The organism is Klebsiella sp. RC2 (assembly GCF_014192815.1).
Classification (GTDB): Bacteria; Pseudomonadota; Gammaproteobacteria; order Enterobacterales; family Enterobacteriaceae; genus Klebsiella; species Klebsiella variicola.
In genome coordinates this window covers 195,490-220,603 of the sequence record NZ_JACHYL010000002.1, presented here as the reverse complement: position 1 = coordinate 220,603, position 25,114 = coordinate 195,490, and the positions used below count along the sequence as shown (strand labels likewise).

Here is a 25,114-nt window from a genome sequence, read left to right as displayed (position 1 = left end):
AATGGAAAAAGGGCTTCCCCTTAACCGTATCACTAACGTGACGGTGACGCTTTCCGCACGGGCCGCGCAGGGGCGCAATTTTGGCTCGATGCTTATCCTGGGTGATTCAACCGTCATCCCGATCGCCGAACGCCTCCGGGCTTACTCATCGCCTGATGATATTGGTGATGATTTTGGGGTGGACAGCGAAGAGTATAAAGCCGCTGTTATCTGGTTCTCTCAGCAGCCACAACCCACACTGGTATATGTCGGACGCTGGGTGAAAACGCTTGAAACAGGCGAAGCTGGTGAAGTTGAAACGCTTCTTGAAGCGGTCAATGCGCTGATGGACTACAACGCCTGGTATGGCCTGCATCTGGCAGTGCCTGAAGCGGATTATCCGGATGACGCCTCTATCATAACCGTATCCGCCGCGATTGAAGCATCTACCGTTTCCCGTATCTTTGGCATTACCACTGATGAAGCGGCTATCCTGGATGCGGCGACAACTACAGATCTGGCCTCAAAACTGAAAGCCGCGAAATACAGCCGGACGTTTATTCAGTATTCGACCAGTAGCCGCTATGCCGCCCTGTCTGCCTATGCGCGTGCGTTCACTGTTGATTTCACTGGCAGCAACACGGCGATCACCCTGAAATTTAAACAGGAGCCTGGCATCACCTACGAAACGCTGGGGGCGTCGCAAGCCAATAACCTGGAAGCTAAAAACTGTAACGTCTACGTCTACTACGAGAACGATACAGCGATTCTTGAGCAGGGCGTCATGAGCAATGGTGACTTCTTCGACGAACGTCACGGCCTCGACTGGCTACAGAACGCGGTACAGACTGCCGACTTCAACACGCTCTATACCAGTACAACCAAAATCCCACAGACCGACGCAGGAACCACTACCCGTATTGCGAACATTGAGCTGGTGCTCGACAAAGCAGTGCAGAACGGCCTGTTTGCGCCGGGCAAATGGACGGGTGGCCCGATGGGGAAACTCAATACTGGAGACATGCTGACTAAAGGCTATTACACCTGGGCGGAAAACGTTGATGACCAGTTACAGGTCGATCGCGAAGCGCGTAAGGGTGTGCCGATTCAGGTTGCCGGGAAACTGGCTGGTGCTGTCCATTACGGCAGCGTGGCAATCACGGTGGTTCGCTAAGGAGAGTCCTGATGTCTGCTTATTCGTTTCTTGATATCTCGGCTTCCCTGGCTGGACCTACGGGAGCTATTGAACTCGGTGCTGGTTCTGCGAACTCTGAAGAGGGGATCGTGGTTGCGATGACCGAGGCAAAAAACACCATGACCATTGGCGCAGATGGTGAGGGTATGCACAGTCTTCACGGCGGCAAGAGTGGGACGATTACCGTTACGTTGCTGAAAACTTCCCCGGTCAATAAAAAGCTTTCGCTGATGTACAACGCGCAGAGCCAGTCCTCTTCCACCTGGGGGAATAACGTGATTGTGGTCCGTAACAAAGTAAGTGGTGATATCGCCACTGCACGCGGTGTGGCCTTTCAGAAACAACCAGACTGGAACAACCCTAAAGTCGCCGGAACGGTCGCATGGGTATTTGACTGCATCAAAATTGATGAACTGCTTGGGGAGTTTTAACCGATGGAATGCACGATTAACGACGTGAATTATCGCGCCAATAAGCTGGGCGTATTTGATCAGTTGAAGGTATCCCGCAAATTATTACCGATCCTCGCTGGCCTGATGGCTGACTTTTCCAGTATCAAAGCAATGGTACCCGCAACCACCAAACTGGACAGCAGCAATCTGGATAAGCTGGAGCCAGTTTTTAACACGCTGCTACCGCGTATCGCTGACGAACTGTCAAAACTCACCGAAGAAGACACGAACGCTATTATCCATCCCTGTCTCGCTATGGTGGTGCGTGAAAACGGCAAACAATGGACGCCAGTCTTCCGAAGCGGTGAACTGATGTTTGATGACATCGATCTGTTTGACATGTTGCAACTGGTGGCGCGGGTGGTCGCCGATAGCTTGGGAAATTTTTTACCAGAACTCCCCGACAACGGGACTCCCACCCCGACAGCGGACTGACGCTGGATTCTTTGCCTGATGGTGAAGACTTTCTGATGCGCCCGGTAGATGCCGGGTACATCCCTTACTCTGCGCTCAAAGATGGTTCGGTGGACCTCGCGGATATCGCCAGAATGAACGACTGGCTGGATCTGAAGGCTGACAACGAGTACCGGATCGCAAGATGGAGAGAGGCGAATGAACGCTGAGACGATTAAAGATTTTCTCGTGTCGCTCGGCTTCAAAGTCGATGAAAGCGGTGAGCGGAAATTTAATGCAGTGCTGACGGGAGTGACTTCTAACGCCATTAAAACCGGGTTTGCCGTTGAAGCAGCTGCACTCTCTGTTGTCGCCTTTACGGCAAAAATAGCCCAGGCATCTGACAAGCTGTACTGGGCCTCCCAGCGCACTGGCGCAACGGTGCAGGGGCTTAAACAGGTTAGTTATGCCATTTCGCAGGTTGGCGGTAGCACTGACTCGGCGATGAGTTCGCTGGAAAGCCTTTCACGGTTTATCAGAACCAATCCCGGCGCGGAGGGCTTCCTTAACCGTCTGGGTGTGCAGACACGCGACGCCAGCGGCAATATGCGCGATATGGCGAGCATCTTCATAGGGGTAGGCCAGAAGCTCAGCAGCATGCCGTATTACAGGGCTAACCAGTACGCCAGCATGCTGGGTATTGATGAAAACACCCTTATGGCAATGCGGCGCGGTGTCGGCGGGTTCTCCGGCGAATATTCCGCTATGGCGAAAGCGATCGGCTTTAATGCCGATCAGGCTGCAGTAAGTTCTAACCGGTTCATGACCTCGCTCCGGTCGTTCGGCGAAATGGCAGGGATGGCGCGGGATAAAATTGGCGCTAACCTGGCTGGTGGCCTCGCTGGTTCACTGGATAAATTACGCCGTCAAATTCTCGATAACTTCCCGAAAATTGAGCAGACGCTGATGGCGGCTATCAAAGGGGTATTGTGGCTGGGTGATCTTATTGCCCGACTATTCTCCCGGCTGATGGAAGAGACTTCTGATCTGCTGGACTGGTGGAAATCACTGGATAAGCAGACGCGGGATCTGATCACGCTTTTTGGCGCATTAATGGTAGCGCTGCGGATCCTTAACAGCACGTTCTGGATGTCTCCTATTGGGCTTGTTACTGCGTTCGCTGCCAGTATCGCTCTGTTATGGGAAGACTATAAAACCTGGAAAGAAGGCGGCAAAAGCCTGATTGACTGGGGGAAATGGAAGCCAGAAGTAGACGCTGCTCTGAAGATGGTAAAAGACCTCCGGCAGACCGTCGTCGATTTGGGTAAGGCACTGGCAAAACTACTGAATATTGACCCTAAATCCTGGTCTCTGAAGTGGGATTTCAGCAACTTCATCAGCCAGATGGGCGAATTCAGTAAGATGCTGAGCATGATAGGTGACCTGCTGAGCGCTATCAAGGATGGGCGCTGGTCCGATGCTGCCAGTATTGGAAAGCAACTACTGAGACAAGGCAACAATAACCCGGATGCTCTTCCTGGTGTATCTGATAGCGCCAATGGTGCGGCTGACTGGATTAAGGATAAGTTTGGTTTTGACCCTCGCAGCGTCGGACGATTTTTCCGTGGTGAAGGTAACACGCTTGCAGACCGCAACAACAACCCTGGAAATATTCGCCCGGTAGGTGGTAACGGCTTCCGTTCCTTTGGCTCCGCGCTGGAAGGATGGCAGGCGATGAAAAACCAGCTGATGCGATATTTCACCGGAAAAACGACGGGGCGCATGCTGCAAACGGTCCAAGACATCGTGAGTACCTGGGCTCCTGCTGGCGATAACAACGATCCGCAGCTTTATGCCAAACAGGTAGCTGGTTGGATGGGCGTTTCCCCTGATACCGTATTGAATCTGAATAACCCTAATACGATGACTTCCCTGATGCAGTCTATGGCCCGTAAAGAGGGGTACGCCAACTGGCAAAGTCCTTTAGCGTATCAGGCTGCAGGCACATCAATTCAGCAAAACAATACTTATAACATTCACGGTGGAAACGCTATGGAAGTTGCTCAGGAGGTCGGACGCCGACAGATTGATGCAAATGCCAGAGTAATGCGCAAAAACCAGAGCGGGGTAGGTTGATGGATATCCTTTCTACGCTGTTTCAGCAGCAGTCCCGGCGTATTGGTCTGATTGTTCCCAGCGTTGTGGTTTCTGAGAAGCATAGCGACACGCTGGAAATCACTGAGCACCCCGTCGAAACAGGGGCTCCAGTTTCAGACCATGCCTATAAGCGGCCCTCAGAGGTCGTTATGGAGGTTGGGTTTGCTGGTGGTGGTTCGCTGCTGGATTTCATTGATACGTCCTCTCTGGGCTTAACGCTTGGCCTGAGCCCTAAAGAAACCTATCAGCAAATACTCGACCTGCAGACCAGCCGGATCCCTTTCGATGTTGTCACAGGGAAGAGGCTATACAGCAACATGCTGATAAGGGCGGTTGAGGTCACAACTGACCGTACATTAGAAAACGTACTGATGGCGGTTTTAACGCTTCGCGAAGTGATCATCACCCAGACTCAGCAGATAGCGGTAGCCGATAAAGCCGATATGAAAGAGGGGGCCAATACTTCAGCTGTTATCAACTCCGGCACAAAAGCGGCAAAGCCTCAGAACGAATCCTTGCTTAGCTCTGGCTGGCAGGGGCTCAAATCAATTATTGGAGGCGGCTGATGCAGATTTACGAAATCCCCCTCACTGCTGATAACCAGCAATTCAGTACCATTCTGGCGGGTGTTACGTACCAGATAAGCATCACTTGGCGTGATCCTTGCTGGGTTCTGGATATCGCTAATAGTAGCGGTAACCAGGTGGTTAAAGGTATCCCCCTTGTGACTGGCGCTGACTTGCTGGCTCAGTATTCCTATCTCGGGTTCGGTTTCAAACTCGCCGTGGTTTGCGACGATGCGAACCAGGATTACCCAACCCAAACCGATCTCGGTACCGCCAGCCACTTACTGGCAATAACGGAGTAATTATGTCTCAAAACTGGATGCGTCATTTCGAACTGCAGCTACTGGATGAAAACGGGAAGGGAATAGACCTGGGTGACTTCAAGGTTACTTTCACAATCGACTGGTTCAACATTAGCAGCGCTACACGAACCGGGACGTTTAAGATTTATAACCTGTCTGCTGATGTAATAAACCGGATCACCGGTAGTGAATTTGCCACTATTCGCGTAATTGCAGGTTATGACGGTATGGCCGCCGATGTTGACGCCAGCGAAGTAGGGCGTGTTCGTGAGGTCGATGCTTCTCAGGTGGGCCAGTCTGACGGTCGTAACTGGGGATTGCTGTTTACAGGTGATATTCGGTACACCATCACGGGCAAAGATAACCCGGTTGATTCGTTCGTACTTATTCAGGCCGCAGATACCGATCTGGCTTTCACTTCTTCCATCACAGTGCAGACGCTGGCTGCAGGTTATACCGTTGCCGATATGAACCGTGCTTTGATGAAGGCCTTCGAGGCGAAAGGAGCTACGGAGGGCGTTACACCACCAATGCCTGCTACCGTCTTCCCTCGTGGGCGTGTGCTGTTTGGTATGACGCGAGACCTGATGGATAACGTCGCGAGACAATGCGGAGCTACCTGGCAATTCGTTGATGGTCAGCGCCAGATGGTGGCAAAAAATGAGTATGTGCATGAAGCTATTGTGTTGAACTGCGCCACCGGGCTAATCGGCATGCCTCAGCAAACGATCGGAAACGGGGTGAACGTACGCGCTCTGATTAACCCGAACATTCGCGTTAATGGCCTGATTGAGCTGGACCAGGCGTCTGTCTACCGTACTGCGCTGGCGAATAATGATATCGCTATGGCTGGTGGCCGCATAACCGATCAGGATAATAACGGGAACATCTCAATAACCGGAACTACCTCACAGCCAGCCAGCATTGCTACAGACGGCGTTTATATTGTGCGCGGCATTATGTACACTGGTGACACAAGGGGCCAGGCGTGGTACATGGATATGATGTGTGAGGCGCGTGGTGCTCAAGATCTTTACTCCCAAGGCGCACTGAATCGGGGATAGAAAGTGAAAGTATTCGCCATCATGTTTATTGTATTAACCTCTTTCGGAGCCACAGCTAGCGGCTTTACATCATATTGTGGACCGTACACTTTAGTAGCGAAAGAAGGGGGTGTGAGTATCATCAACGGTGAGCGTGTGACCTCCCAGAAAATCAAAAAATTGGGGTCCGATGGCATCAAAATTGAGATGGGTTTGATGCCAGCCAAAGACAGGAATAACTACGGATTTGAGTACATTCACCGTCCTGGTAGCGAAAAACGTTTCCTTAACGTCCAATTGCTGCAGAACAGCATGGATGCGCCGAAGCTGATTGGATCGTTTCCTTGCAGGAAGCTAAATCATGAATGATTGTGGAGGCAATATAAAAACCATTGAGGAGCAAGAAAAAGAACTTATCGATAAGGCTGAATTATTGTTCGAACACCAAAAAGAGCAATATGAATCGTCAGTGGATAGGATCCGAAGGCTAGAGGATAAGGCTCTTAAAACTTTTGGGGCGTTAAGTGTTGTAATTACTGTCGCACTCCTAATTGTAAGGTATTGGTGGACTGATATCTTCCCAAGTAAAACAACTCCGTTAAATGTCCTGTGTTGGATGTCTCTTTCTATGTTTATAGTGTTTTGTTTTATTTCTTGGGGGTTTGCATTTAGTGCAATGAAATTACAAGACCTGCATTGTCCATCTTCAAATGCTAAAGATATGGAACGGTTTTATTTGGAGAATGAAATTTACAACGCACTTTCCTCATATGCAAAAGAGTATTCTAGGTTGACCGGATTAATGGATGAGAGTCATAAGGATAAAGCTAAAGTAATAAATCACTGTTTCGAGGCTATGCTTTTTGGTGCATGGTCTTTTGTGTTTTTTTTGATTTTTGTGGTGATAATCAAACTTAATTAGCGAGGTTTTTATGAGCGATGAAAACAAAAGACAAAATAAGCAGCAAAGAGAAATACCTACTCAGACAGGTAGGGACCAAAAAACTAATAATATTTCACCCGCTTCAGAACCAATCAAGTGGGATAGCACTATCCCTGTTCCGGGTAGTAAAGTAGTGACGGAAAGCTATCAACCGCCAGTAAGCAAAAAAAGCAAATAAGACGAACCCGCCTCGGCGGGTTTTTTCATATCTGGAGTTTGCGAATGCCTTCTTCTAACCAAACCCGTAGCGGCTCCCTTGATGAAACTTTCGAGTCAGAACGAAAAGTTTTAAAGGAGCAAATCCGGGTAGCGCTACCCGGCATTATTCAGTCATTTGACCCCGATACGATAACCGCAGTTGTTCAGCCGGCGATCCGCTATGTAGTGCGTGATAACGATGGCGCTACTGAAACACAGGATTACCCACTAATTACCGATGTTCCGGTGATTTTCCCTCGTGGGGGCGGCTGTACGCTGACATTCCCAGTCAACGAGGGGGATGAATGCCTGGTGATATTTGGTGACCGCTGTATCGATTTCTGGTGGCAAAGCGGCGGTATTCAGGAGCCGGTAGACGACAGGATGCACGACTTATCTGATGCGTTCTGCATTGTTGGCCCGCAGTCACAGGCAAAGAAAATCAGTGGTATCAGTACCAGCGCCGTCGAACTGCGTAGCGATGATGGCGGTACAAAGCTGAGCCTTAGCCCTTCGAGTGGGAAAATCGACGGTACTGCACCAGGCGGTTTTAACCTGAACGGTCTGAAAATCCACCCGGATGGTCGCCTGCAACTGGTGGGTGGTTCCTATGTCGATAAACATACGCATGGCGGTATCGAGCCTGGAGGCAGCGATACAGACCCACTAGGGGGATAACATGCGCTACCGTCGAGAAGATGATGACGGGGATTACACTTTTGGTCAGGGTGATGATACCTGGCTGGTTAACTCTCCGGAGGCCGTCGCGCAGGCCATTAAAACGCGCTTCCTGCTCTGGTACGGCGAATGGTTCCTTGATACGACAGAAGGAACACCCTGGTTACAATCCGTCCTGGGAAAGTACAAGCCAGAAACTTATAACCTCGCTATTCGAAAACGCATTCTTGAAACGCGCGGGGTGAAATCCATCACCAACTTTAATACTACCGTTGACAGCCGCACACGGCGTGTAACGTTCACAGCAACGGTGGAAACCATCTACGGGACAACGACAGTAACCTCGGAGGCGTAATGGCTCTGGACCTTGAATCACTCGGCTTATCGGCAACGGTAACCGCTGAGGGGATAAGTGCGCCTGACTATCAAACCATCCTGTCTACTGTGACGGGATACTTTCAGCAGATTTACGGCAGTGATGCCTATCTGGAGCCAGATAGTAAGGATGGCCAGATGGTGGCGCTGGTGGCACTGGCTATCCATGACGCCAATAACACTGCCATTTCGGTTTACCGGTCATTCTCGCCGGCGACGGCCCTGGGTGACGCACTAACGAGCAACGTCAAAATTAACGGCATTACCCGACGCGCAGCGACGAACTCAACCGTAGACCTGCTGCTGACCGGTACGGTCGGTACAACCATCACCAACGGCTCGGTACGGGACACAAACAGTGTGGTCTGGAATCTGCCGGCGACCGTGGTAATCGGAACCGACGGAATGGTGGTTGCTACGGCTACCTGTGCCAGTACCGGAGCCGTAGCGGCGGTGGCAGGGGCAGTTAACGGCATCAACACACCTACGCGCGGGTGGGCCTCAGTGACTAACCCTTTGGCGGCCACCGTGGGTGTAGCGGCGGAAACTGACGCAGAGCTACGAGTAAGGCAGTCGCAAAGCGTCGCACTGGCCTCTCTGACGCCGTTTGATGCGGTCGATGGCGCGATTGCCAATGTTGAGGGCGTGACCCGTCACAAGCTATTTGAGAACGATACCGAAACTACCGATGCTAACGGACTGCCGGCACACTCCATTTCGGCAATCGTCGAGGGCGGTGATACAACAGAAATTGCAAACACGATACGAAGCACCAAGGGGCAAGGTGTATCCACGTATGGTACGACGGCGGTGATAGTTACCGACAAATACGGAAACCCCTACTCAATTCGCTTTTCTCGCCCTGTAAATGTGCCGGTTTATGTATCGATAACCCTCAAGGCGCTGACAGGTTATAGCTCTGAGGTCGGCGACGAAATCAAAGCGGCTGTGGCTGCTTATATCAATTCGCTGGCCATCGGCGACAGCGTGCTGCTCAGCCGCGTTTATTCCCCGGCTAACTTGGGCGTCGTCAGCGGCGGTAATGCACGTTATTACGACATCATGGAGCTGCTGATCGGGCGAACTGCTGAGTATGTGGCTGCGGCTAACCTGGTGGTTGCCTATGATGAGTCGGCATCCTGCAGCGTGGATAACATCGCGCTGGTGGTGACGCCATGAGCAAATACACCGACTTGATCACCAATTACCACACCGGAAAGCCCAAGTTCGTCGGGCAGGTTGATTTATCGACGCGGCCGCTGATTGATGTTTCTGCTGCTACCTCAGGGTTAATCACCGCCTTTGATGTTGATACCGCAGTCGGCAACCAACTGGATATCCTCGGCAAGTGGATCGGCGTATCCCGAGCGGTAGCGGCGCCCATTACTGGTGTTTTCTTGCAGTGGGATAAAGAGCGTGTCGGTTGGGATCAGGGAATCTGGCTGGGCCCCTATCAGTCCACTGATGCACTGACGTATCTTAGCGATGATGTCTATCGTGTGGTGCTGAAAGCCCGCATAGGTATAAACAACTGGAACGGCCAGAACGGTACATTGCCAGATATTCTGGAGACGGCGCTTGAAGGCACGGGCATAAAAATGATTATCCTGGATAACCAGGATATGTCGATATCGGTTTTAATTGTCGTGGATGATGAGTATATCATTCCGAGCATTGACCGGTTGATATTTGATTCTGCAATTAACCACGGTCCGTTTATTCCTCTACCAGAAGGATATGAACCATCTCGATACGATATAAACCCTATAGACAAACTACCTTCTGAGTTTGTCTTTGTGATTCGCGCCGGCCTGCTGACAGTTAAAGCTGCCGGGGTGCGAATAAGGGAAACAATTACACCATCCAATGGATATAAATTTTTTGGTTTCGATGTTGAAAACAACTACACGGCTGGATTTGATTCCGGCGCATGGGGAGAAAGCTTCTGATGGCTGAGAATAATTTTAAACCGTTTGCCGTTGGTGCAGGTGCAAACGTGTCCTCGCAAACAGACTGGGAAAATTTGGTAGCTCTGTCCACCGGGTTTACCGCCGGCATAGCTCGATCTGAACAGGTAAATAAAGCGCTACGACAGGGTACAGTTATGGCGAGTGTGCTGGGGCAGATAATTGCAGATCAAACTGCCGAAGACGTTTTGGATAACGGGGATACGGGCACACTAAAAACTCAGCTGCTAGCAGCACTTACCTCATTGCAAATTGATTCCGTATACCCGATTGGAGCAGTTCTATTTTTTGCTCAGAACAAAAACCCCAATACGCTTTTCCTAGGCACAACCTGGAATTATATCGGAGAAGACAAAACAATCCGTCTGGGCCTTCAGGATGGAACTGATGTGTTGACTACAGGGGGGGCGGATTCTGTGTCTTTGACCAAAGCTAATTTGCCCGCATCCTCACTGAGCATTAGCGGCACTGCAGCTTCAGTCGATTTGGGAACAAAAACTACTGACAGCCAGGGTAACCACTCACACGGCTGGGGTAGCTCAATGCAAAAACAAGGTGGTTCAGATCAGGCCGTAGGCTCCAATGGAGGTTCTGATTTTGGCACTACATCAACGAGCGGGGCACATACTCATAGTGTTGTCCTAGGTTCTCACAGCCATAGTATTTCCGGTAATACCGAAAACATGGGTAGTGGTTCCTCAGTAAATATTACCAACGCCTACGTAAAACTGATGGGCTGGTACCGTTCTGCCTGATTAATCCGGAGTACCAATAATGGCTTTATATAAAACGGGCAACCCGGTCCCGTCCTCTGCTATGCCTGACGTTTGGGATAATAACCTCGTTCAGGATGAAATCCTAAATGGCAATGAGTTGGAAGTCGAGGGCCGTACTGGGAATATGACCCTAACCTGGAAAGGTGTGTTAAAACAAAATGTTGATGCGATTGAATACACACGTCAGAACCTGATCCCGCTCAGTAAGCAGTATGCGACGCTGGCAGCGGCCCAGGCGGATATCGCTAATATTCCGGAAGGGTCATCCACGTATTATCGCAGCCCGGATGATCTGCGTCTGGCTATTGAAGTCATGAATATAAGTGGGACGCTGGAGCCAACTGGCCGCGTTATGGTGTCAAAGCTTTACATCGACGTCAGATTGCCATCCTCAAGCCGCAGTCGTCTTTATGCCGGGGTTTTTGGCGCAGACGGCACGATTTGCATCGGCGGCCGAAAATCCGACGGGAAAACGGAAATTGCTGACGGCACTGTTTTAGAGGACGTTATTGGGACGCTGCGCGTCTACACCGATATTAATACGGCAATGTCGAAAACTGCTGTTGATATGTGTTTCGTCTATATTGACGCTGATAATAACCCTGTGCTCTACGCCAACGTCAATAATGCGCCTGTTCCGGTATTTTCCATTATCACGGAAAATCAGATTACGAATAAATTTCAGCGCTCAGGATACATCGCCGGAGCCGCCGGGAAAAATGATGAGTTGCTGTATGGCAGCAGAAAATCAGACGGGGCATTTGTTACCTATCTCAGCGGGAATATTGACGAAAAAATTAAGTGGTTGGAGGAAAATTCAGGCGGCGTGATGCATGCAGTCATTGCTCACGCACACGGAAACAGCAAAACGGCAGGAACTGGAGGTACGCCGTATCCAACGCAGTTAGCAGAACTCATTGGAAATGGGTTTACTGCTGTGAATTATGGAATCGGTGGACAGCGGTCTGGTCAAATTGCTATGCGAATGGGGGCTATACCGACGTATATCACAGTCCAGGGTAATGCGATACCGGCGGCTAACAGCTCTGTCACCATCACTCAGTTTAATGGCGCCAGCGCAACGGCCGCACCAGTCTACCCCAGCTGGGATTGTCGAATCCTCAGCACCAATTCGGACAATACAACGCGTACCCTGGACGGGTGGATTTGTGGTGTTAAATGCCGCATTACCCGTACAGCCAGCGGTGCTAACGACAATACAAAAACTGAGGCGTACACGCTAACTGCGCTGGAAGGAACGGGAGTTAGATGCCTTCCTGAATCACTGTTTATCCCAGATTATGCAATGCAAGATTATTCAGACGTTGAAGCGTGGATTGACGCAGGCATTAACGATTTTCGCCCGGGAGCGACGACCTCTGCCGATTACGATGATGATGTGGCAATCATCAAATCTAATGTTGATGCTATGGTGACGTTTGCCGAGAAATCCGGCCGAAACATCCTTCTGTTTGGTTTAACTGCTGATAATTATGCCGTCGAATATTATGGCGGTATTCGCTATCCGCGCATTTTAGAACTCAATCAGTACTGGTCGCAGAAATATTCCGACTATTACGTCCGGGGGAGTAATGGTCTGGACCTTCGCGAAACGCTGGTTGCCGCCTATGACAGCAGCATCGCCCAGGATGTTACTGACTACGGTAACGATATAACGCCATCATCGCTTCGAAGCGACAACCGGCATCCAAATACGGCAGGCTATGGCATTTATGCAGCCCTTGGCTATCAATTCAGAACTAAACGAGGCTATTAATAATGGCGAGATTTTTACAATCAGATGAATCTCCCCTGGCTGGCGGCGGGAACTATTTTGAAAACGACCTGGCCATTATTCGAGGCGCTACGCTGGGACTTCTCGATTTTAGCAATGATGTTTGCTACTCCGGCGGCACACCAATTCCGGCCTACGCGAACCTGAGGAATCTGGTGTATGGTGGGACCAATGCCACCAACGGACCTAATGCCTGCACGCTGCAATCAGGCATGCTGAAGTTCGACGGCACTGAACCCAATATCAATGATTATGTGTTGCTACCAACGGGTGAGTTTTCGTTACCTGCTGGCTGTAAACGGGCGCTCGCCAGTGTCGCATTAAAACTCCCTGCATCAGGTTATGGCGCACCTGCTGCAAACCGGTACCCTCTGTTTTTTGGCCGCCTCAATAATACTTCTGCTGCCAATATTAATGTTGGTATCTGGGGGATCGTATCCACTGCCGGAGTTCTGACATCTGTACAGGGTGCATTAATGGGGTCAGTACCGGTTTCGGCCACAGCCCAGCTTGCAACACTGACAGATGGGAATGTGCATGTAGTATCCGTTTACGCTGACGGTGAAACAATGCCTGGCACGCTGATCACCAGAATTTACGTGGATAATATTTTGGTAGCAACTGCGACAAACAATGCATGGGATGGTGTGGTGCCTCAGCCGACCAACTTACCGCGCATCGGTAGCTATCCGGCAACCATTCACAGTCCGTGGGGCGGGATGACAGTAGGTCGTCCTATGCTGGTTAATCTCACAGGGAAAACAATTGTTGCGACTGATTTGATCGCCCAAGCGGTAACTTTAGCTCAAGAGTATCTCGTCTAATCAAAGCACTGCGCCTGCCATCAAAAGTGATAGGCGCAACCTCTCTTGAACTGAAACCGTTAACGGACTGTGTCGGGGCGACTGTCCGATTTGATGGCGAAAATTGGGGCAGATTTTGGGGCAAAATGGCTCTTTGGACACGATTTGGGGCAATCAAATGTCCACATTTGTCCGCATTTGTCTTGCTAGGAATTTTTGTAACCTATTGAAATGTGGTTAGACAATTGATTTTTGAAAGGAAAATTTTTTCTTGCCATAATAAAGTTAATATTTAGGCAATCACGATCAAAAAAGTTGTTCTGATTAAAGCACAGCGGCACGTTATTGCGTAAACTTTAAAAACTTTACCAACTCGCTGTTTCTTTAAGGTCATTTGTACGCTTTACTCACCGGTTGCTGCGGCGCGGTCAGAGTGGTGCGGCATATTTTGTTTGGAAAGGATACTTGGGTGGCTCTTATGATGCATGACGCTTTTTCCCTTCGCGGCCTCGCTGCAGGTTGCGCGCTGTTATTTCTTGTCGCACCTGCGGTGCAGGCTGCAGAACAACTCCCCGACGCCCCTTCGATTGACGCTCGCGCCTGGATCCTGATGGACTACGCCAGCGGGAAGGTGCTCAGCGAAGGCAATGCCGATGAAAAACTCGACCCGGCCAGTCTGACGAAGATCATGACCAGCTACGTGGTGGGGCAGGCGATAAAAGCGGGAAAAATCAAGCTCACCGATATGGTGACCGTCGGACGTGATGCCTGGGCGACCGGCAACCCGGCGCTGCGCGGCTCATCGGTGATGTTCCTCAAGCCCGGCATGCAGGTCTCGGTGGAAGATCTGAATAAAGGGGTCATTATTCAGTCCGGTAACGACGCCAGCATTGCCATTGCCGACTACGTGGCGGGCAGCCAGGACGCATTCGTCAGCCTGATGAACGGCTATGCCAAAAAAATGGGGCTGACCAACACCACCTTTATGACCGTCCACGGCCTTGATGCGCCGGGTCAGTTCAGTACCGCCCGCGATATGGCGCTGCTGACCAAAGCGATGATCCACGATGTGCCGGAAGAGTACGCGGTACATAAAGAGAAAGAGTTCACCTTCAATAAAATTCGCCAGCCGAACCGCAACCGTCTGCTGTGGAGCACCAACCTCAACGCCGATGGTGTGAAAACCGGGACCACCGCCGGGGCCGGCTATAACCTGGTCTCCTCAGCCACCCAGGGTGATATGCGTCTGATCGCCGTGGTACTGGGGACCAAAACTGACCGCATTCGCTTTAACGAGTCAGAAAAACTGCTGACCTGGGGCTTCCGCTTCTATGAAACCGTGACGCCGATTAAACCGGATGCCACCTTCGTTACCCAGCGCGTATGGTTTGGCGACAGCAGCGAAGCGAAACTGGGAGCCGGCGAGGCGGGCTCTATCACCCTGCCGAAGGGCCAGCTGAAAAACCTGAAAGCCAGCTACACCTTAAATCAGCCGCAGCTTACCGCGCCGCTGGAGAAGGGGCAGGTGGTCGGGACTATCGACTTTAAGCTGAATGATAAAACCATCGAGCAGCGCCCGCTGATCGTCATGGAGCCGGTGAAAGAGGGCGGTTTCTTCAGCCGGATGATCGACTTCGTACTGATGAAACTCCACGGCTGGTTCGGCAGCTGGTTCTCCTGATGCCATGACCGCGCCCGGCGGGGCGCGGTCAGTGACGCCTCAATACAGCAGGGAGATCTGCTGCGCCTTCGCCAGCGCGACCAGCTCATCATCCGGGCAGATATCGCTGGCGATCACGTCAAATTTCGCTAACGCCCCCATGCGCGCCGGACGCACTTTGCCAAACTTGCTGTGGTCGACCACCAGCACGTGGTAGCGCGCGTGACGCATCGCCCAGTGCTTGACCGGCAGCTCCTCCAGGTTATAGCAGGTCGCCCCCTGCTCGCAGTCAATGCCTGCCGCCGAGTAAAAGGCGATGTCAGGGCTCAGATGGCTGAGGGTGTCCTCAAGGCTCAGCGGCATAAAAATCGCGTTGCTGGCGTGAAATTCCCCACCGCACAGGACCGCGCGACACTGCGGTTTCTCCTGCAGGGCCAGGAAGGTATTCAGGGAGTAACAGACGCCGGTGAAGGGCAGGGCATCATCGATGGCGTCAATGATCCACGGCGTGGTGGTCCCGCAGTCGAAGAAAGCCATCTGATGGGCCTCTAGCAGCGCGGCCGCATGGCGAGCGGCGCGGCGCTTTTCCTCGACCAGCCGGGTTTTTTGATCGCTTAGCAGGTAATGGGTGGCGCTGCGCGGCTCCAGCACAATGTATCCGCCGAGCAGCACAACCGGGCCGCTGTGGCCATTGAGGTCGCGACGAATGGTCATTTCCGACACCCCAAGCAGGGAGGCGGCTTCTTTCAGATGTAGCTTATCGCTGCGTTTGAGTGCCTGAATGAGCTGACTGATACGTTCGTCACGGCGAGTTTCCATATTCCCTCTGCGCTAAAATCGCCCTGCGGGGGCAGGGCGTTAGCGGGATTTTACCTGTCGCTTACGGGTTAGTCACGCGGTGGCCGCAGCGACGGCTGGCGTTTAGCCGCGTACCCAGCCTTTGCGGATCGGCAGGGAGAAGCAGAGACGATACAGTCGCTGCAGCTGGCGATACAGCGCCGGTCCGAACGTATGCCAGATCAGCGCCGCACCGAGGCAGCCGCACATTCCGGCCAGCAGACCGCCGACCATATCCAGAGGCCAGTGCACGCCGAGATAGACGCGGGACCAGGCGATGGCGGCGGCGATGGCCATCAGCAGCGCGCCGGACCACAGGCGGTGCCAGAACAGAAAAGCCAGGGCAAAGGTAAAGCTGACGGTGCCATGATCGCTGGGGAAGGAGTCGTCCGCCGCGTGATGCAGGAAGTTATAGCCTACGCCGGCGACAAACGGCCGATCGTGCGGATAGAGGTGGCCGATCGCCCACGACACGGTCAGGCTAATCATCAGCGCCAGCATCAGCTTAAACACCATCTGCCGCTGGGCAGGCCCCCACAGCCATAATGTCACTACCAGCAAGGGCACGATCAGAATCAGATCTTTGGCGATCAGGATCGCCACCTCAATGGCCCACTGCGGCGAGGCCGGCGTCGCGTTAATCAGGGCGAACAGCGCGTAGTTAATATTTTCCAGCATAGACTTCCAGGCTCGTTGGTCCGATAGCAAATAAGCCGCCTACCCTAAAAAAAAGCGGTGTGGAGATAAAGCAGCATTGTCTTAAAGATCAGGTTGTTAAGAAATCTTGCAAATGGATTTCAATGCTAACCGCCTGAAAAGCGCCAGTATATCGTTTGTCACATTGCTGAAACATAAACGGAATATATACGCAGGCTGAATAGCAGGGGGAGAGTCCGGACGGCGGCGCGCAATTCGCAATATTGTGCGGTGTCACCCACAATTCACTATCTCCGCGCCGGGAGTTTCATTAAACTTTGCGCGATTTTTGATAGATAAGAGATTTCATGCAAAATTATTCGCTTTCAGGCCGCCGCCTCGGAAGGCAGGCGTTGCTGTTCCCGCTATGTCTGGTGCTGTACGAGTTTTCCACCTATATCGGCAACGATATGATCCAGCCGGGTATGCTGGCCGTGGTTCAGGAGTTTCAGGTGGGCAACGAATGGGTACCTACCTCGATGACCGCCTATCTGGCTGGCGGCATGTTTTTACAGTGGCTGCTGGGGCCGCTGTCGGACCGTATTGGCCGCCGCCCGGTGATGTTGACCGGGGTGGTGTGGTTTATCGTCACCTGTCTGGCGACGCTGCTGGCGCAGACCATTGAGCAGTTTACCCTGCTGCGCTTCCTGCAGGGGATCAGCCTGTGCTTTATCGGCGCGGTAGGCTATGCGGCGATTCAGGAGTCCTTTGAGGAGGCGGTGTGTATCAAAATCACCGCCCTGATGGCCAACGTGGCGCTGATTGCCCCGCTGCTGGGGCCGCTGGTGGGCGCCGCCTGGGTGCACGTGCTGCCATGGGAGATGATGTTCGTCCTGTTCGCCGTGCTGGCGGCCATCTCATTCGTCGGGCTGCAGCGGGCGATGCCGGAAACCGCGACGCGGTTGGGCGAAAAGCTGTCGGTTAAAGAGCTGGGCCGCGATTATCGCCTGGTGCTGAAAAACCTGCGCTTCGTCGCCGGCGCGCTGGCGACAGGCTTCGTCAGCCTGCCGTTGCTGGCGTGGATTGCCCAGTCGCCGGTGATTATTATCAGCGGCGAACAGGCCACCAGCTATGAGTATGGCATGCTGCAGGTGCCGATTTTCGGCGCGCTGATTGCCGGTAACCTGGTGCTGGCGCGCCTGACTTCGCGCCGTACCGTGCGCTCGCTGATTATCATGGGCGGCTGGCCGATCATGTTTGGTCTGATCCTCTCCGCGGCGGCGACCGTGGTCTCTTCCCACGCTTATCTGTGGATGACCGCCGGCCTGAGCTTTTACGCCTTCGGAATTGGCCTCGCGAATGCCGGGCTCGTGCGCTTAACGCTGTTCGCCAGCGAGATGAGCAAAGGCACGGTCTCGGCGGCGATGGGAATGCTGCAGATGCTGATCTTCACCGTCGGCATTGAGCTCAGCAAACATGCTTATGAGCTGGGGGGCAACGGCTTGTTCAGCCTGTTTAACCTGCTGGGCGGAGTACTGTGGCTGGGGCTGATGATCTACTTCCTGAAAGATAAAAGCGTCGGCAATTCGCAGCAGGCGTAACCGGTGGCAAACCCGGATGCACAAAAGCATCCGGGGGGCTAATCAGGCGAACGGCGCTTCGCGATTTAACACCTTATCAATAATCTGCAGCACGCCTTCTTCGTTGTTGTGCGGCGCGTGATGGCTGGCGACGGCTTTGACGTCTTCCCGGGCGTTGGCCATGGCAAAGCCAAATCCGGCGTGCTGCAGCATCTCGATATCATTGCCGCTATCGCCGAACGCCACCACCTCATGATCCTCAATGCCCCAGCGCTGCTGCAAAATGCGCAAGCCGTTGGCTTTGTGCACCCCAGGCATAATTAAGTCAATACTGCCGTAGCCGGTGGCCACCGCGGTGACCATATCCCCCAGCGCCGCGTGCAGCTTCGGCTGAATTTCCGGGATCAGGCTGTCCGGTACGTTGAGACCAAATTTGAGGATCGCATCATCAAGGTGGTTAAAATCATCCACCAGTTCGAGGCGGTGATAATACTTCGCCGCCACCGTCTTCAGCGCGTCGTTATAGCGGTTGAGAGTGTAGGCGCTGCGCTTCCCGCAGGCGATGATTTCGATATTCGGCAGGGTCTGCAGATGATCGACCACGGCGTTGAAATGGTGGACCGGCAGCTGGCAGTTGAAGACGTCTTCATTGCCGCTCACCACCCAGCCGCCGTTTTCCGCCACAAAGGCGATCTGATGGGCGATCTCCGGGAAAAAGGAGATCAACTGATAATACTGGTTGCCGCTGGCGACCACGAAGCGAATATTCTGTTCACGCATTCGCTGGTACTGGGCGAGGAAGCGCGGCCGGTTGTAAGTTTTGGCATCGCTTAAAAAGGTGCCGTCCATATCCACCGCAATCAGTTTGATGCTCATTAGCTGTTCTCCATAACGGGTTCAGATTGTGGCTTAGCCACCGCGCGGGCGACCAGTGCCGCCACCATCACCAGACCCAGCACCACCATCATGGCGCTGCGCAGGCCGAAGTGTTCGCCGAGGAAGCCCAGCAGCGGCGGCCCGACGAGGAAAGCAAGATAACCGGTGATCGCCACCACGCTGACGCGCTTGGGCGCGTCCGGCCCGGTATCGCTGGCGGCGGAGATGGTCAGCGGGAAGCCGAGCGAGGCGCCGATGCCCCACAGCAGTACCGAGATGCCCGCCACCCAGGGGTTATCGACGAAGATGATCAGGCCAATACCCAGGGCGCCCATCACCGCGCTGCCGCGGACCACCGTCACCCGGCTGTAGCGATCGATAAACCAGCCGCCGGTGAAGCGGCCCAGCGTCATGCCGAGGGTGAAGCCGGCATAGATCAGCGAGCCGGAGGTGGGGCTAAAGCCGTGGCCGTCCACCATCAGCAGCGGCAGCCAGTCGTTGGCCGAGCCTTCGGCAAAGGCCATCGCCAGGACGATGACCCCGATCAGCAGTAGCTGCGCGTCGCGCCATACCGGCAGACCTTTCGCCTCACCGTGGGCGGCTTCGGCGGCGTTTTTACCGGTGCCATCGGGAATGGCGCGGATGGCAATGGCGATGGGCAGAATAGCCACCAGCGCGGCCGCCAGGATATGCGGGGCGGCAGGCAGGCCGAATCCGGTCACTGCCATGCCCACCCCGGCGCCGAACAGGGTGCCAAAGCTGTAGAAGCCATGCATCATCGGCAGCACCGTTTTATTCATCTCTCGCTCGATGGCCGCGCCTTCGACGTTAATAGCGACTTCGGCGGAGCCAAAGCTGGCGCCAAAGATGGCCAGGCCGAAGGCGAACAGCGGGGCGGAAGAGACCCACAGGGCCAGGCTGAGCACCAGCATGCCGAGTACGGCGAAGGACATGGTGGCGCGGATGACCTTGCGGGTACCAAAGCGCTTCACCAGCCACGCCGAGCAGAGAATACCGCTCATCGACCCCACCGACAGACCAAACAGCACTACGCCCATTTCTGCCGTAGAAAGCATCAGCTGATCGCGGATCGCCGGCGTGCGGGTAGCCCAGGAGGCCATTAATAAGCCGGGGATGAAAAAGAACATAAACAGCGCCCACAGCCGAAGCTGGAGCGCTCTGCGCGAGGTTTGCGTCGTCATCCGTAAACGCCTTAAAGGAGAAGAGTGAAGACAACAGTAGCAAGCATGTGTACATTTGTACATAAACCGGAAGAGGAAAATTATGGCCCGTAGACCGAACGATCCGCAGCGCCGTGAGCGCATCCTGCAGGCGACGCTGGACACCATCGCGGCGCACGGCGTCCAGGCGGTGACGCACCGCAAAATCGCCCTCTGCGCGAATGTGCCGCTGGGGTCGTTGACCTATTATTTCAGCGGTATCGAGGCGCTGGTTGAGGAGGCGTTCAGCCTGTTTACCGCCGAGATGTCGGCGCAGTATCAGCAATGCTTTGCCGGGGTAACGAACCGGGAACAAGCCTGCGATGCCATCGCGGAGCTGATCTTCAGCGCCCAGGTGACCACGGCGCGCAATATGGAGCTGATGTATCAGCTGTACGCGTTCTGCAGCAGCCAGCCGGCGCTGAAGGGGGTGATGCAGAACTGGATGCGGCGCAGCCAGCAGACGCTGGAGCAATGGTTCGCCCCCGATACCGCCCGCGGCCTCGACGCCTTTATTGAAGGAATGACTTTGCACTTTGTCACCGACCGCGCGCCGCTGTCGAAGGCGGCAATCCGGCTGCTGGTTGGGCAGCTGGCGGGGGAGAGGGCGCAGGAAGAGGGGCGCTGAGGCGGTGCGAGACATGCGTGAGGGATAAATTCAGGCAACAAAAAACCCATCAACCTTGAACCGAAGTGGCGGGGTTGATGGGCTCCACAAAATGGGGACATCAAAGAAAAGCAGTGGCATTACTTATGACTGATGCCCTGAGAAAAAGTTCTGCCTGTGACGGCTTTTTTCTCAAAAATTTATTGTAGCCCTGGCCAGATGATCACGATGAGCGTCCCGGCAAGGGTAAGCAGCACGTTGGCGATGGCGTAGGTGCCTGCGTAGCCGAGCGCCGGAATGTTGCTGCGCGCGGTATCGCTGATGATCTCCATTGCCGGGGCGCAGGTGCGGGCGCCCATCATGGCGCCAAACAGCATCGCCCGGTTCATGCGCAGCACATAGGCGCCGAACAGGAAGCAGATCACCACCGGCAACAGGCTGACAATAAGCCCTGCCGCCAGCATCTGACCGCCGACGGCGCCCAGACCGTTATTGATCCCGGCCCCGGCGCTGAGTCCGACCCCGGCCATAAACACCATCAGGCCAAACTCTTTCACCATGTTCAGCGCTCCCTGCGGGATATAGCCGAAGGTTGGGTGGTTGGCGCGCAGGAAGCCAAGCATAATGCCGGCGAACAGCAGGCCGGCGGCGTTGCCGATGCCGAAGCTAAAAGAGCTGAACTGGAAGGTGATCATGCCGATCATCAGGCCGACGATAAAGAAGGCGCAGAAGGCCAGCAGGTCGGTCACCTGGCTGTGAATGGAGATGAAGCCGATGCGGTCGGCCACGGTTTTTACGCGGCGGGCGTCGCCGCTGACCTGCAGCACGTCGCCTTTGTTCAGCACCACGTTATCGTCGATAGGCATTTCAATCTGGCTGCGGATCACCCGGTTTAAGAAGCAGCCGTGGTCGGTGAGTTTCAGCTGCGCCAGGCGGCGGCCGACGGCGTTGTGATTTTTGACCACAATCTCTTCGGTGACGATGCGCATGTCGAGCAGATCGCGGTCGAATACCTCTTTGCCGTTACGGAAGCTCGGGTCGAGGCGGGCGTGCGCGTCCGGATAGCCCACCAGCGCAATATCGTCGCCCATCTGCAGCACCGCGTCGCCGTCCGGGTTGGCCAGAATGCCGTTGCGGCGGATGCGTTCGATATAGCAGCCGGTCTGGCGATAAATCCCCAGTTCGCGCAGATTTTTGCCATCCGCCCAGGCCACCAGCTCCGGGCCAACGCGGTAGGCGCGGATCACCGGCAGGTACACTTTACGTTTTGAATCGGTATCGAGGCCGCGCTCGCGGGCGATTTGTTGGGCGCTGGTCTGCAGATCCTGATGCTGCAGCTTGGGCATATAGCGGGCGCCGACGATCAGACTCACCAGGCCGACCAGGTAGGTCAGGGCATAGCCGAGGCTCAGATGGTCAAGCGACTGCGCCAGCTGATCGCTGGGCAGGCCGAAATGGCGCAGGGTGTCGCCCGCGCCCACCAGCACCGGGGTGGAGGTCATGGCGCCCGCCAGCATACCGGCGGTAAGACCAATATCCCAGCCGAACACTTTGCCCAGCACGGTGGCGATCAGCATCGCGCTGCCGACCATCACCAGCGCCAGCATCAGGTAGTTTTTGCCGTCGCGGAAAAAAATGGAAAAAAAGTTGGGCCCGGCTTCCACGCCGACGCAAAAAATAAACAGCATAAAGCCGAGATTAAGGGCATCAGTGTTAATCGCGAAATGCTGTTGACCTAATAAGAGAGAAACGACTAAAACGCCAATGGAATTACCAAGTTGTACTGAGCCGAGACGCAGTTTTCCCAAGCATAGTCCTAATGCAAGTACAACGAATAATAACAGGATGTAATTCCCGTTTAACAAATCTGCGACGTTTATATTCACGAAAGCCAACTTCTCATTTACTAGTAAGTTGTTGAAGGAAATGGTTATTTGGTCTAAGGTTGCTCAGGCGTTCGCGTTGTGGCGAACCTATTCTGGCACCCTGTTATAACCAGCAAAAATATACCCGCTAGTTTAATCCTTCCTGGATGCGGCGGCTAGTGACAATCGTTTTTAGGCTGGTAGGGGAGTTATTGGCATGGATTGCCGAAATGCTTTATCTGACTGGGCGACGTGGACGTGAGTTAGAGGCAACATCAGGAGGATACGGTGAAGTCTGAGCGTAGTTGGGCCGGTATTATCTGCGGCTTCGTTCTGTTCATTGTGGTGTGCTTATCGCTGCTATTACATATGAAAGGGGCCTTTCGCGCCAGCGGCAACCCGGAGCTGGGCCTGCTCTTCTTTTTGCTGCCAGGGGCGGCGGCGAGCTGCCTCTCTCCCGGACAGCGGGTACTGCGTCCTTTGCTGGGTGCGATGCTGGCGGCGCCGGTCTGTATGGTGACGATGCGGCTGTTCTTCGTGACGCACAGAACGTTCTGGCAGGAGATGGCGTGGGTACTGAGCGCGGTGTTCTGGTGCGCACTCGGGGCGTTGTGCTTTTTGTTTATCTGCGCCTGGCTTGATACCTGGCGCAGTCACTCATCGAGCAAATAAATTGACTCAGGCAAACAGGCCAAGGTTCTCTTTCGCCCAGGCTTCGAAATCGGTGCAACCGCCGATGTGTTTCTGGTCGACGAAGATCTGCGGCACGGTTTCAACCGGTTTGCCGACGGTCTTTTCCAGGTCAGCTTTGCTGATGCCTTCGGCGTGAATATCCACGTAACGGTAGTTAAAGTCATCACGCTCGTTGGTCAGTTTTTCTGCCAGCTCTTTGGCGCGAACGCAGTAAGGGCAGCCTGGACGACCAAAAATAACGGTAAACATTGCTTCTCTCCTTAAACCTCAGCCGGATGGCGAATGGCGCTTATGATGCCTGCATTGACCGGTGAGGGAAAGAAGGTTCTGCCTTTTGCTTCGATGGTTTACGGCTATGTTTGATAAATGTCGTACTATCAAAACCCGTATACTGACCCGGCGGCGTAGTGAGATTGTCTGATGCGCCGCGCTTATCAACCGGAGAGGTGTGATGCGAAAATTTGCCCCGTTGCCGAAAAGCATTCTGCTGGTTGAGATCCTCGGGATGGGGCTGTTAACCCTCGCCTGGCTCTCGCTTAACCAGTATGTCCAGCTGCCTGCGCCCATTGCCAGCCCGACCGCGGCGCTGGTGATGCTCTTTGCCGGGATCGTGCTGATGATCCCCGCCGCCATCGTCGTTATGTGGCGGATGGCGCAGATCGTGGCCCCGCAGTTAACGCACTCTCCAAAGCCTGAATCCTTGTCTGACAGAGAAAAACGTAATGACGCCGACCATTGAGCTGCTGCGCAGCCACCGTTCCATCCGCCACTTCACCGATGCCCCCGTGAGCGACGAACAGCGCGCAGAAATTATCGCCAGCGCGCAAGCGGCATCTACCTCGAGTTTTTTACAATGCACCTCCATCATCCGTATTACCGACCCGGCGCTGCGTGAGCAACTGGTCCCGCTGACCGGCGGCCAGCAGCACGTCGCCCAGGCGGCGGAGTTTTGGGTCTTCTGCGCCGACTTTAACCGCCACCTGCAGATTTGCCCACAGGCGCAGCTGGGGCTGGCTGAACAGCTGCTGATCGGCGTCGTCGATACGGCGCTGCTGGCGCAAAACGCGCTGATTGCCGCCGAGTCCCTCGGGCTGGGCGGCGTCTATATCGGCGGGTTGCGTAATAGCATCGAGGCGGTGACCGAGCTGCTGGCGCTGCCGCAGCACGTCCTGCCGCTGTTCGGTCTTTGCCTTGGCTGGCCGGCGGATAACCCGGACATCAAGCCGCGGATGCCGGCCGCCATGCTGGTGCATGAGAACCACTATCAGCCGCTGGATAACGCGCTGCTGGCGGACTATGACGACCAGCTGGCGCACTATTATCTGTCGCGCGGCAGCAACGCCCGCCGCGATACCTGGAGCGATCATATCCGTCGCACTATCGTGAAAGAGAGTCGTCCGTTTATTCTCGACTATCTGCATAAGCAGGGGTGGGCAACACGCTGATTACGTGTACACTGCTGCTCCGGCCAGGTGATCTCCGCCGCCGGCCGCAGGAAAGGTGAAAGTGTGTTCGATA

30 protein-coding genes are annotated in these 25,114 nt (G+C 54.1%); 24 read left to right on the top strand and 6 right to left on the bottom strand.

All coding sequences use genetic code 11. The features are described 5' to 3' along the window. The first annotated feature begins 1 nt into the window (after position 1). The 19 genes from FHW76_RS05875 to dacC all read left to right on the top strand — a co-directional run bounded on the left by FHW76_RS05875 (position 2) and on the right by dacC (position 15,303). Positions 2 to 1,153 carry a DUF3383 family protein gene (locus FHW76_RS05875; protein ID WP_183476418.1) on the top strand — a complete coding sequence of 384 codons (1,152 nt, stop codon included), beginning with the start codon at positions 2 to 4 and terminating at the stop codon, positions 1,151 to 1,153. Positions 1,154 to 1,164: 11 nt separating this feature from the next. After that, positions 1,165 to 1,605 carry a phage structural protein gene (locus FHW76_RS05870; RefSeq protein WP_183476415.1) on the top strand — a complete coding sequence of 147 codons (441 nt, stop codon included), beginning with the start codon at positions 1,165 to 1,167 and terminating at the stop codon, positions 1,603 to 1,605. A gap of 3 nt (positions 1,606 to 1,608) precedes the next feature. Beyond that, entirely contained in the window at positions 1,609 to 2,061 is a 453-nt protein-coding gene (locus FHW76_RS05865) for a phage tail assembly chaperone (RefSeq protein WP_183476412.1), read from the top strand. Between the two features lie 35 nt (positions 2,062 to 2,096). After that, on the top strand, positions 2,097 to 2,249 hold the full coding sequence (locus FHW76_RS05860) for a DUF6889 family protein (RefSeq protein WP_032710259.1): 153 nt from the start codon (positions 2,097 to 2,099) through the stop codon (positions 2,247 to 2,249). Beyond that, positions 2,239 to 4,155 (top strand): hypothetical protein, encoded by a 1,917-nt coding sequence (locus FHW76_RS05855; protein ID WP_183476409.1) that lies wholly within the window; start codon positions 2,239 to 2,241, stop codon positions 4,153 to 4,155. Before FHW76_RS05860 ends, FHW76_RS05855 begins: the two co-directional genes overlap by 11 nt. Further along, positions 4,155 to 4,742 carry a phage baseplate protein gene (locus FHW76_RS05850; RefSeq protein WP_183476406.1) on the top strand — a complete coding sequence of 196 codons (588 nt, stop codon included), beginning with the start codon at positions 4,155 to 4,157 and terminating at the stop codon, positions 4,740 to 4,742. The genes FHW76_RS05855 and FHW76_RS05850 overlap by 1 nt, the downstream gene beginning before the upstream one ends. After that, positions 4,742 to 5,044 carry a phage baseplate plug protein gene (locus FHW76_RS05845; RefSeq protein WP_126028192.1) on the top strand — a complete coding sequence of 101 codons (303 nt, stop codon included), beginning with the start codon at positions 4,742 to 4,744 and terminating at the stop codon, positions 5,042 to 5,044. The genes FHW76_RS05850 and FHW76_RS05845 overlap by 1 nt, the downstream gene beginning before the upstream one ends. Positions 5,045 to 5,046: 2 nt before the next feature. After that, positions 5,047 to 6,108, top strand: a complete 1,062-nt coding sequence (locus tag FHW76_RS05840; RefSeq protein WP_183476403.1) for a hypothetical protein — start codon at positions 5,047 to 5,049, stop codon at positions 6,106 to 6,108. Between the two features lie 21 nt (positions 6,109 to 6,129). Beyond that, positions 6,130 to 6,456 carry a hypothetical protein gene (locus FHW76_RS05835; RefSeq protein ID WP_183476572.1) on the top strand — a complete coding sequence of 109 codons (327 nt, stop codon included), beginning with the start codon at positions 6,130 to 6,132 and terminating at the stop codon, positions 6,454 to 6,456. Further along, positions 6,449 to 7,009, top strand: a complete 561-nt coding sequence (locus FHW76_RS05830) for a hypothetical protein (RefSeq protein ID WP_183476400.1) — start codon at positions 6,449 to 6,451, stop codon at positions 7,007 to 7,009. The genes FHW76_RS05835 and FHW76_RS05830 overlap by 8 nt, the downstream gene beginning before the upstream one ends. A gap of 10 nt (positions 7,010 to 7,019) precedes the next feature. Next, complete coding sequence (locus FHW76_RS05825) at positions 7,020 to 7,208, top strand: hypothetical protein (protein ID WP_183476398.1); 189 nt, start codon at positions 7,020 to 7,022, stop codon at positions 7,206 to 7,208. Between the two features lie 44 nt (positions 7,209 to 7,252). Then, entirely contained in the window at positions 7,253 to 7,906 is a 654-nt protein-coding gene (locus tag FHW76_RS05820; protein ID WP_183476395.1) for a Gp138 family membrane-puncturing spike protein, read from the top strand. 1 nt (position 7,907) lies between these two features. Beyond that, entirely contained in the window at positions 7,908 to 8,261 is a 354-nt protein-coding gene (locus tag FHW76_RS05815; protein WP_183476392.1) for a hypothetical protein, read from the top strand. After that, entirely contained in the window at positions 8,261 to 9,460 is a 1,200-nt protein-coding gene (locus FHW76_RS05810; RefSeq protein WP_183476389.1) for a baseplate J/gp47 family protein, read from the top strand. The genes FHW76_RS05815 and FHW76_RS05810 overlap by 1 nt, the downstream gene beginning before the upstream one ends. After that, positions 9,457 to 10,230, top strand: coding sequence for a DUF2612 domain-containing protein (locus tag FHW76_RS05805; RefSeq protein WP_183476386.1), 774 nt, complete (start codon positions 9,457 to 9,459; stop codon positions 10,228 to 10,230). The genes FHW76_RS05810 and FHW76_RS05805 overlap by 4 nt, the downstream gene beginning before the upstream one ends. Continuing rightward, positions 10,230 to 11,003: a phage baseplate protein gene (locus tag FHW76_RS05800; RefSeq protein ID WP_183476383.1), complete on the top strand. Its 774-nt coding sequence runs from the start codon at positions 10,230 to 10,232 to the stop codon at positions 11,001 to 11,003. Before FHW76_RS05805 ends, FHW76_RS05800 begins: the two co-directional genes overlap by 1 nt. Before the next feature lie 19 nt (positions 11,004 to 11,022). Further along, entirely contained in the window at positions 11,023 to 12,801 is a 1,779-nt protein-coding gene (locus tag FHW76_RS26375) for a hypothetical protein (protein ID WP_259656060.1), read from the top strand. A gap of 2 nt (positions 12,802 to 12,803) precedes the next feature. Further along, positions 12,804 to 13,643, top strand: coding sequence for a hypothetical protein (locus tag FHW76_RS05790; RefSeq protein WP_183476380.1), 840 nt, complete (start codon positions 12,804 to 12,806; stop codon positions 13,641 to 13,643). Positions 13,644 to 14,100: 457 nt separating this feature from the next. Then, a complete protein-coding gene (gene dacC, locus FHW76_RS05785; protein ID WP_004201290.1) occupies positions 14,101 to 15,303 on the top strand; it encodes a serine-type D-Ala-D-Ala carboxypeptidase in 1,203 nt (400 codons plus the stop codon). 39 nt (positions 15,304 to 15,342) lie between these two features. On the opposite strand, the gene deoR is transcribed toward dacC, so the two are convergent. Together deoR and ybjG are read right to left on the bottom strand one after the other, a co-directional pair. Then, on the bottom strand, positions 15,343 to 16,101 hold the full coding sequence (gene deoR / locus FHW76_RS05780; protein ID WP_004151717.1) for a DNA-binding transcriptional repressor DeoR: 759 nt from the start codon (positions 16,099 to 16,101) through the stop codon (positions 15,343 to 15,345). Between the two features lie 102 nt (positions 16,102 to 16,203). Next, positions 16,204 to 16,797 carry an undecaprenyl-diphosphate phosphatase gene (gene ybjG, locus FHW76_RS05775; RefSeq protein ID WP_012542354.1) on the bottom strand — a complete coding sequence of 198 codons (594 nt, stop codon included), beginning with the start codon at positions 16,795 to 16,797 and terminating at the stop codon, positions 16,204 to 16,206. Between the two features lie 326 nt (positions 16,798 to 17,123). On the opposite strand from ybjG, the gene kdeA reads away from it, so the two are divergent. Then, the gene (kdeA, locus tag FHW76_RS05770; RefSeq protein ID WP_008805806.1) at positions 17,124 to 18,356 is read left to right on the top strand and encodes a multidrug efflux MFS transporter KdeA; all 1,233 of its coding nucleotides are present in this window, start codon (positions 17,124 to 17,126) and stop codon (positions 18,354 to 18,356) included. A 42-nt stretch (positions 18,357 to 18,398) separates the two neighbouring features. Here the strand turns inward: kdeA and FHW76_RS05765 are convergent, their stop codons facing one another. Beyond that, positions 18,399 to 19,211 (bottom strand): Cof-type HAD-IIB family hydrolase, encoded by an 813-nt coding sequence (locus tag FHW76_RS05765; RefSeq protein ID WP_025713828.1) that lies wholly within the window; start codon positions 19,209 to 19,211, stop codon positions 18,399 to 18,401. Then, complete coding sequence (locus FHW76_RS05760) at positions 19,211 to 20,413, bottom strand: MFS transporter (protein WP_012968636.1); 1,203 nt, start codon at positions 20,411 to 20,413, stop codon at positions 19,211 to 19,213. Before FHW76_RS05760 ends, FHW76_RS05765 begins: the two co-directional genes overlap by 1 nt. Positions 20,414 to 20,495: 82 nt before the next feature. Here FHW76_RS05760 and FHW76_RS05755 point away from each other — a divergent pair, with 82 nt between their 5' ends. Then, entirely contained in the window at positions 20,496 to 21,059 is a 564-nt protein-coding gene (locus FHW76_RS05755) for a TetR/AcrR family transcriptional regulator (protein ID WP_012542353.1), read from the top strand. 179 nt (positions 21,060 to 21,238) lie between these two features. Here FHW76_RS05755 and FHW76_RS05750 read toward each other — a convergent pair whose 3' ends face one another. Next, on the bottom strand, positions 21,239 to 22,924 hold the full coding sequence (locus FHW76_RS05750; protein WP_008805810.1) for an aspartate:alanine antiporter: 1,686 nt from the start codon (positions 22,922 to 22,924) through the stop codon (positions 21,239 to 21,241). Positions 22,925 to 23,191: 267 nt separating this feature from the next. Between FHW76_RS05750 and ybjM the strand changes: the two genes are divergently transcribed. Next, complete coding sequence (gene ybjM / locus FHW76_RS05745) at positions 23,192 to 23,575, top strand: inner membrane protein YbjM (protein WP_008805811.1); 384 nt, start codon at positions 23,192 to 23,194, stop codon at positions 23,573 to 23,575. Between the two features lie 6 nt (positions 23,576 to 23,581). Here ybjM and FHW76_RS05740 read toward each other — a convergent pair whose 3' ends face one another. Beyond that, positions 23,582 to 23,845 carry a GrxA family glutaredoxin gene (locus FHW76_RS05740; protein WP_002896352.1) on the bottom strand — a complete coding sequence of 88 codons (264 nt, stop codon included), beginning with the start codon at positions 23,843 to 23,845 and terminating at the stop codon, positions 23,582 to 23,584. A 202-nt stretch (positions 23,846 to 24,047) separates the two neighbouring features. Here FHW76_RS05740 and FHW76_RS05735 point away from each other — a divergent pair, with 202 nt between their 5' ends. Together FHW76_RS05735 and nfsA are read left to right on the top strand one after the other, a co-directional pair. Next, positions 24,048 to 24,335 carry a YbjC family protein gene (locus tag FHW76_RS05735; protein ID WP_008805812.1) on the top strand — a complete coding sequence of 96 codons (288 nt, stop codon included), beginning with the start codon at positions 24,048 to 24,050 and terminating at the stop codon, positions 24,333 to 24,335. After that, a complete protein-coding gene (gene nfsA / locus FHW76_RS05730) occupies positions 24,319 to 25,041 on the top strand; it encodes a nitroreductase NfsA (RefSeq protein WP_012542350.1) in 723 nt (240 codons plus the stop codon). Before FHW76_RS05735 ends, nfsA begins: the two co-directional genes overlap by 17 nt. Positions 25,042 to 25,114 lie beyond the last annotated feature (73 nt).